The organism is Caballeronia sp. J97, assembly GCF_905220305.1.
GTDB lineage: Bacteria > Pseudomonadota > Gammaproteobacteria > Burkholderiales > Burkholderiaceae > Caballeronia.
Genome location: NZ_CAJMZL010000036.1, coordinates 60,375 through 67,679 on the forward strand (window position 1 = coordinate 60,375; position 7,305 = coordinate 67,679).

General features: G+C 64.0%; 6 protein-coding genes. 1 reads left to right on the forward strand and 5 read right to left on the reverse strand.

The features are described 5' to 3' along the window. Positions 1 to 4: 4 nt before the first annotated feature. Both U4Y90_RS31115 and U4Y90_RS31120 read right to left on the reverse strand, forming a co-directional pair. Positions 5 to 1,324, reverse strand: a complete 1,320-nt coding sequence (locus tag U4Y90_RS31115) for an ATP-binding protein (protein ID WP_321800458.1) — start codon at positions 1,322 to 1,324, stop codon at positions 5 to 7. Further along, entirely contained in the window at positions 1,321 to 2,052 is a 732-nt protein-coding gene (locus U4Y90_RS31120; RefSeq protein WP_321800460.1) for a response regulator transcription factor, read from the reverse strand. Before U4Y90_RS31120 ends, U4Y90_RS31115 begins: the two co-directional genes overlap by 4 nt. A gap of 459 nt (positions 2,053 to 2,511) precedes the next feature. Between U4Y90_RS31120 and U4Y90_RS31125 the strand changes: the two genes are divergently transcribed. Beyond that, the gene (locus U4Y90_RS31125) at positions 2,512 to 3,648 is read left to right on the forward strand and encodes a porin (RefSeq protein WP_321800462.1); all 1,137 of its coding nucleotides are present in this window, start codon (positions 2,512 to 2,514) and stop codon (positions 3,646 to 3,648) included. 63 nt (positions 3,649 to 3,711) lie between these two features. Here the strand turns inward: U4Y90_RS31125 and U4Y90_RS31130 are convergent, their stop codons facing one another. From U4Y90_RS31130 to U4Y90_RS31140, 3 genes are all read right to left on the reverse strand, one after another. Then, positions 3,712 to 5,232, reverse strand: a complete 1,521-nt coding sequence (locus U4Y90_RS31130; protein WP_321800464.1) for a sugar ABC transporter ATP-binding protein — start codon at positions 5,230 to 5,232, stop codon at positions 3,712 to 3,714. A 37-nt stretch (positions 5,233 to 5,269) separates the two neighbouring features. Next, positions 5,270 to 6,244 (reverse strand): substrate-binding domain-containing protein, encoded by a 975-nt coding sequence (locus U4Y90_RS31135; protein WP_321800465.1) that lies wholly within the window; start codon positions 6,242 to 6,244, stop codon positions 5,270 to 5,272. Between the two features lie 13 nt (positions 6,245 to 6,257). After that, positions 6,258 to 7,305, reverse strand: a 1,048-nt coding sequence (locus U4Y90_RS31140) for an ABC transporter permease (RefSeq protein WP_321800468.1), incomplete at its 5' end; no start/stop codon positions are given.

The window sequence follows — 7,305 nt, forward strand, 5'->3', positions numbered from 1 at the left end:
GCGGCTATTCCGAAGCCGGCATCGTCACGCGTGCGATCAGGCCCGAAGGCTGGCGGTTGATCAGCGTGAGCGTGCCGCCATGCGCGCGCACGATGTCATCGACGATCGAAAGCCCGAGGCCCACGCTGCCCGGCCGCTTCGCGCGCGCCGGGTCGAGACGCACGAACGGCTCGATCACGTCCTGAAGGCGATCGGCGGGAATGCCGGGGCCGTCGTCGGCCACTTCGATCGCGACGTTGCCCGCGTCGATGGCCGCCGTCACCACGATCTCCGTGCCGAAATGAATGGCGTTGTCGATGAGATTCGTGAGCACGCGCTGAATCGCATCCGGCTTGCAAAAGAAGCGAATCTGATCCGGCCCGTCGTAGCGGATCGCCGCGCCCGACTCCGCATATTCGTCGCACAGCGTGCCGAGCAACGCGCCGAGATCGAGCCATTCCTTTTTCTCCGCGCCCGCATCGCTCGTGAGAAAGGCGAGCGCGGAGCCGATCATCGTCTGCATCAGGTCGATGTCGCGCAGCATCTTGGCGCGCTCGACCTCCTTCTTTTCTGCATCGAGTTGCAGGCGCATGCGCGTGAGCGGGGTGCGCAGATCGTGGCTGATCGCCGCGAGCATGCGCGTGCGGCTTTGCATCGAGCGCGCGATGCGCTCCTGCATGCGGTTGAACGCATGCGCGGCGCGCCGGATTTCGAGCGGTCCTTCTTCATCGATCGGCGCGACGGTGATGTCGCGGCCGAAGGCATCGGCCTTCTCGGACAGACGCCGCAACGGGCGGATCACGCGCGACACCGCCCACGCGGACAACCCCCCGACGCCCACGCACAGGAACGCGAGCGCGCCGAAGAACGGAATCGTGAAGCGGTCGGGCTCGCGTTCGTTGCGCTCGGTGCGAATCTCGAGCATGCGATGACCGAGCGGAATCAGCACCTGAAGATTCCGCGTCGGCTGATGGGCATCGCAAGTACGCACCGTCAGGCCGGCGTCGATATGCAGATCCTCCTTGAGCGCGGCTTCGAGATCGTGGGTATCGAGCGACGAACCCTTGCACACGGCGGGCGCGTCGATCAGCTTCGCCGTCATGCGCGCGCGATCGACCGTGGCCAGCACGCGCACGCGATCCGCGTCGGGCGTCGCGCTCAGCATGTCGACGAGCGCGACGATGCGATACGAGGTCTGCCACGGCCACGGCGGACTCGGCGGCGCGCCCGGATAGAACAGCAGCACGATGAAGAGCAGCAGCGTCGCCGCCGACGAGCACGCGACGATCGCGAGAATCTGCCCGAGCGTGGTCGCGAACAGGCGCGGCATCAGACGGCGCTTCACTGAACGGTGACTTCGGGCTGAAACGCGTAACCGTCCGCGCGCACGGTGCGGATCGAGTCGTCGAGCGGATCGTCGCCCGCGAGCTTGCGGCGCAGCCGGCTCACGAGCAGATCGACGGAGCGCGTCGCGATCGGGAAGTTCTTGCCGCGCGTGAGGCGAATGAGTTCCTCGCGCGACAGCACTTGCCTCGGATGCTGGCAAAGCACGAGCAGCAGATCCGTTTCCGCGCCCGTCAGCGGCACGCGCAAGCCGGTTGGCGAGCGCAGGAAACGCCGGTACGGATAAAACGTGAAGCCGGAAAACGTCATCACGACTTCGGTTGCGGGCGCGCTCGCGGCAGCGCGCGCGGCGGCTTCGTTCGTCTGGCCGCGGCGCAATACGGCGCGGATGCGCGCGAGCAGCTCGCGCAGATCGAAGGGCTTCGACACGTAATCGTCCGCGCCGAGTTCCAGGCCGACCACCTTGTCGGTCGGCTCGGACAGCGCGGTCAGCATGATGATGGGCGGCCCGCCCGATGCGCGCACGCGACGGCAGAAGCTCAGGCCGTCCTCACCGGGCAGCATCACGTCGAGCAGCACGAGATCGAAACCGCCGCGCGCGAGCATGTCCTGTCCGGCCTCGGCGCTCCCGGCGACCTGCACGCGAAAGCCCTTGCCGCGCAGAAAATCCGCCAGCGATTCGCTGATTTCCGGGTCGTCCTCCACGAGAAGCAGTTGGGATTCGTTCACTTCCTTGCACCGTTTTGAGAGCAGGCGACATCGATGCCCTGAAGCATGATTGTCCAACAAATCGGCCGCGCGCTTCATGTCAATCCAGACACAGTATGTGAATGGGCACATGAATCGATAGCACGGCGGCCGACCGGGCGCGCGGAGGCATCGGCAGCCGCCGTGTCGCACGCAGACCACAACGGGGCGCGAGAAGTTACCGCAGGTAATGACGATCCGGTCCGCGTCGCGCAAGAACGCGCGCGCAAACGCATTGATGCGTCAGGCATTCCGCGTCCGCGGCTCCCGCAACGCGCATCCATTACACAACATTCCGTAACTCGCGCGGAACGAAACCACGCCGGATCGCGTGATTTAATCCGGCGTCCGATGCGTCGACCGATCGATCGGAAAGCCGCACTGCGCGCCGTGCATGTCCCGCGCGCGCGGCCGAACCTCAAGCTATCTTGGAGAAACACAGTGAAGAAATCCCTATTCGCGCTGACCGTGCTCGGCACCGTTGCAGGCGCCGCGCACGCGCAAAGCAGCGTGACACTCTATGGCCTCATCGACGCTGGCCTGACCTACACGAACAATCAGGGCGGCGCCCACAACGTCCAGGCGACGAGCGGCGCCGTCAACGGCAGCCGCTGGGGCCTGCGCGGCGCGGAAGATCTCGGTGGCGGACTGAAGGCGATCTTCACCCTCGAAAACGGCTTCAACATCACGAACGGCAAGCTCGCCCAGGGCGGCCGCGAATTCGGCCGGCAGGCGTTCGTCGGGCTGTCGAGCGATCGCGCGGGCGCGCTCACGCTCGGCCGTCAGTACGATTCGGTGGTCGACTATCTCGGCCCGCTCGCGCTCACGGGCACGCAATACGGCGGCACGCAGGCCGCGCATCCGTTCGACAACGACAACCTCGACAACTCGTTTCGCGTCAGCAACTCGGTCAAGTATCAGAGCCTGAACTACGGCGGCTTCAAGTTCGGCGGCCTGTACGGCTTCTCGAACGATGCGGGCGGCTTCGCGACGAACCGCGCCTACAGCGTCGGCGCATCGTACAACTACGGCCCGTTGAATGTGGCGGCGAGCTACATGCAGTTGAACAATGCGGGCTCCACGCTCAATTCGAGCGGCGCGGTGAGCGATGACGCCACCTTCAGCGCGAGCCGTCAGCGCACCTTCGGCGCGGGCCTCAGCTATACGTTCGGCGCGGCGCAGGCGGGCTTCGTCTTCACGCAGACGCGACTCGACGGCGCGACGGGCATCGGCGCATCCGCTTCGGGCACGACCAGCGGCATCACGCTCGATGGCGGCAGCGCGCGCTTCACCAACTACGAAGTCAACGGCCGCTATAACCTGACGCCCGCGTGGTCGGTGTCCGGCGCCTATACCTTCACCGACGGCCATCTCGACGGCGTCGATCCGAAGTGGAATCAGGTCAGCCTGCAAACCGCGTATGCGCTGTCCAAGCGCACGGACGTGTATCTGCAAGGTGTGTATCAGCACGTGAGCGACACGGGCGATTCGGGAATCACGGCTGCGATCAACGGCCTCTCCGCGTCATCGACGAACAGCCAGGTGTCGGCGACGGTCGGCTTGCGTCACCGCTTCTGATCGGCTTTTCGTGGCACACGAACGGCGGGCGCATGTGCCCGCCGTTTTTTCGTCGAACGCGCGTTACAGCATGCTCGTGTTGCCGCTCCAGGCCGCCTTGCGCAGCCCGGCGATGCTGAGCTCGCCGGCGGCGACCGGCAGACCGTCGCACATGCCCTGATGGAACACGAGAACGCGGTCGGCGATCTCCAGCAGTTCCTCTTCCTCGCTCGATACGACCACGACGCATCGGCCCTCGTCGGCCATGCGCCGGATGATCGCGTAGATATCCGCCTTCGCGCCGATGTCGACGCCTTTGGTCGGTTCGTCCAGCAAGACGAGTTTCGCGTCCTGGCCGATCACTCTGGCGAGCAGCACCTTCTGCTGGTTGCCGCCCGAGAGAGACTTGATGGGACCGCGCAAATCGCCGCGGGTATTCATCTCGACGAGAATCCGATTCGCGCTTCGGGCCGCATCGTCATGAGCGACGAGCGCGCGTTTTCGAAAGCGCTTCAGGATGGGCAACGTGGCATTGGCAAAGCTCGACATCAGCGGGACGATGCCGTCCTTCTTGCGCTCCTCGGTCAGATAGCCGACGCCCTGGCTGATCGCGTGAGCCGGACTGCCCGCGCGATACGGCTTTCCGGCCAGATGCACGTCGCCGTCGAGGACCGCTTCCAGACCGTAGAGCGTTCTGCAAAACCGGGTTCGGCCCGCACCCGCCAGCCCGTAAATGCCGACGATTTCGCCGGGCCATGCCTGCATCGACACGTCGCGCAGACGGTCCGTCGAAAGATTGCGCACGTCGAGGAACGGCGTCGTTCGTTCCCGCTGCCGGCTTCCCGGCGCGCGGTCGCCTGCATTGAACGGCGACCCGGCATCGCCGACGATCGCGTCGATGATGTCCTGCTTCCTGATCGTGTGCTTCGCGTTGTAGATCACCCTTCCGCCGCACATCACGGTGGCTTCGTCGCACACGCCGAGCACCTCGTCCAGCTTATGCGACACCAGCACGACGCCGATGTTTTTCTCGCGCGCGATCCGCTGCACCTCTCGAAGCAGCGCTTCGGCCTGTGCGCCTTCGAGCGCGGTCGTCGGCTCGTCCAGGAAGAGAAAGCGTGCGTTTCTGTCTAGATTGGCCACCACTTCGAGCATCTGCTTGTCGGGATGGGACAGGTCTTTCACGAGACTATGCGGATTGATCTTCAGCTTGTAATCGTGCAGGACCTTCTGCGTATGCGCGATCATCGCCGCTTCGTCGAGGAGCCGGTTCTTGCGAAGCTCGCGCCCGAGGAAGAGGTTCTTCCACACCGTCATGCCCGGAATGAGCCTGAGCTCCTGATAGACGCAAGCGATACCCTGCTGCAGGGCATCGCGAGGCGACGACAGCGAGATGCGCTCGTCGCCGAGCAAAAGCTCGCCGGAGTCCTGCTGATTCACGCCCGCGAGAATCTTGAGCAAGGTCGACTTGCCGGCGCCGTTATGCCCGAACAGGCCGTGAATTTCACCGGGCACGACGTCGAAGTCGACACCATGCAGGACGGGAACGCCCGCGAACGACACCTTGACGTCGCGTGCGCAATAGCATCGATTGCTGCTGCTCATCGCTCGATTCCTCCATCGACTGCCAATAACCGCGTCTTCAGTAGGCCTGGCTGACAACCTGACCCGCATTCTCCTTGTTCACGAGAAGCGGCGGACTGTTCACCGTTGCCTGCGGCGTCTTTCCGGCGAACTGCTGACTCACGCTATCCACCAGCAACGATGCGAGCCGCACCGGCTCCTGAATCGCGCCGGCCCGAAGCACGTCGCCGGACTGGATCTGCTTGACGCCTTCCTTGTCGACGAAGGCATAGAGCTTGACCTTGTCCTTCAGACCGAGCTGGTTGATCGCCGCCAGCGCGCCGAGCGCCGAAGGCTCCGTGTCCGAGTACACGACCGTCATGCCGGGATTGCCCTGAAGCATTTCGGTGGTGACCTTGAGCGATGTGGTCTCTTCCACCTTGCCGTTCACCAGCGCGACGACTTTCAGGTTCGGATTGGCGGCGATCGCTTCCTTGAAGCCGTCGTCACGCGCGTTCGCGGCGATGGACGTAGGCTCGCCGACGATGCCGATGGTCGCCCGGGCGCTCGCGCCCAGATCCTTGACGAGCTGCTGGCCGATGAACTTTCCGCCCGCCTTCTGATCCGTTTGCACGCCCTGGACGATGCTCGCGCCCTGCTGCTTCATGCCGTCGGCATCGGGCAGGATGTTGATCGCGTACGCCGGTATGTTCGCCTTGTTCAGCTCGGAAATCACCGACACGCAGGGTCCGGAACTGACACAGTTGACGGCGACCGCATCGACCTTCTTCTGGATGAAGCTTTGTACCTGCGAGAGTTGTCGCGCGTCGTCGTTGTCGGCGATCGACACTTCGACGTGCATGCCCTTTGCGGCGCCGCTTTCTTCGAAGCTCTTTTTCATCGCGACATAGTACGGGTTCGTCAAGTTCGGAAGCGCGACGCCGAGGGTCTTCGCGCCGTTCGAGGCCGATGGCGTGCCGCGATTGCAGCCCGAGAGACCGAGCGCGAGGACGGAACAGAGAATACCGACAGCTACTGCCTGATTGTTTCGCATGCTATTCACCTGATTAGGACGTGCTCTTCAACGAATCGGTTTGCGCTACGCCGCGCGCTTTGCGCGACTTGAGCCACGGAAAGCTGAGGCGCTTCGACGAGCGCATCGTGTCCACCGTCACGCCGATCAGAATGATCAGGCCGATGACGAGCGGCTGCCAGTAAGCGCTGACGTTCAGGACATTCATCAGATTGGAGATCGCGGCGATGAGCATTGCGCCGATCATCGCGCCCACTACGCTGCCGCTCCCGCCGAACAGACTCACGCCGCCGACCACCGCGCCGGCGATGGAAAAGAACAGTTCGTCGCCGCGCCCGGCCGTGGGATATCCCGTCATGAGACGCGAGCCGTAGATGAGGCCGCCGCATGCGGCGCAAAGGCCGGAGATCGAATAGACGAACAGCGTGACGCGAGGAACGCTGATGCCGGACAGGCGCGCCGCGTCCGCATTGCCGCCGACTGCGTAGATGTGTGTGCCGGTGACCGTCTTCTTGAGCAACAGGACCGCGCACAGAATGGCGGCCACGAGCGCGATGACCGGAAACGGAATGCCGAACGGACGCGACTGACCGATCAATGCGTAGCCGATCTGCGTCACGCGGATCGATTCGGCGCCGGTGATGATCTGGGGAATCGATGCAGCGACGCCCATCATCGCGAACGTCACGATGAAAGGCGGCACGCCGGTGCGCTCGATGATCCAGCCATTGAGCATGCCCGCCAATGCGCCGACCAGCAGAACGAGCGGCACGACGATTTGCCAGGGCAGACCGAAACTCTGCATCAGCAACGCGGCCACCACGCATGTCATGGCGACGATCGAGCCACACGACAGGTCGATGCCCCCCGTCAAGAGGACAAACGATTGCCCGAGGCACAAAAACCCGATCACCGCGCCATTGAGCAAAAGCACCATCATGTTCGAGACGGTGAGGAAGTTCGGCGTCGCGATGAAGCCGCCCAACATCACGAAGAAGAACACGATCGCGATTCCTGCTTCGCTCGGCAGCCTGAACTGCGGCTTGTGCGTTCCGGTCGATTCCAGAGTGCTGCTCATCCTT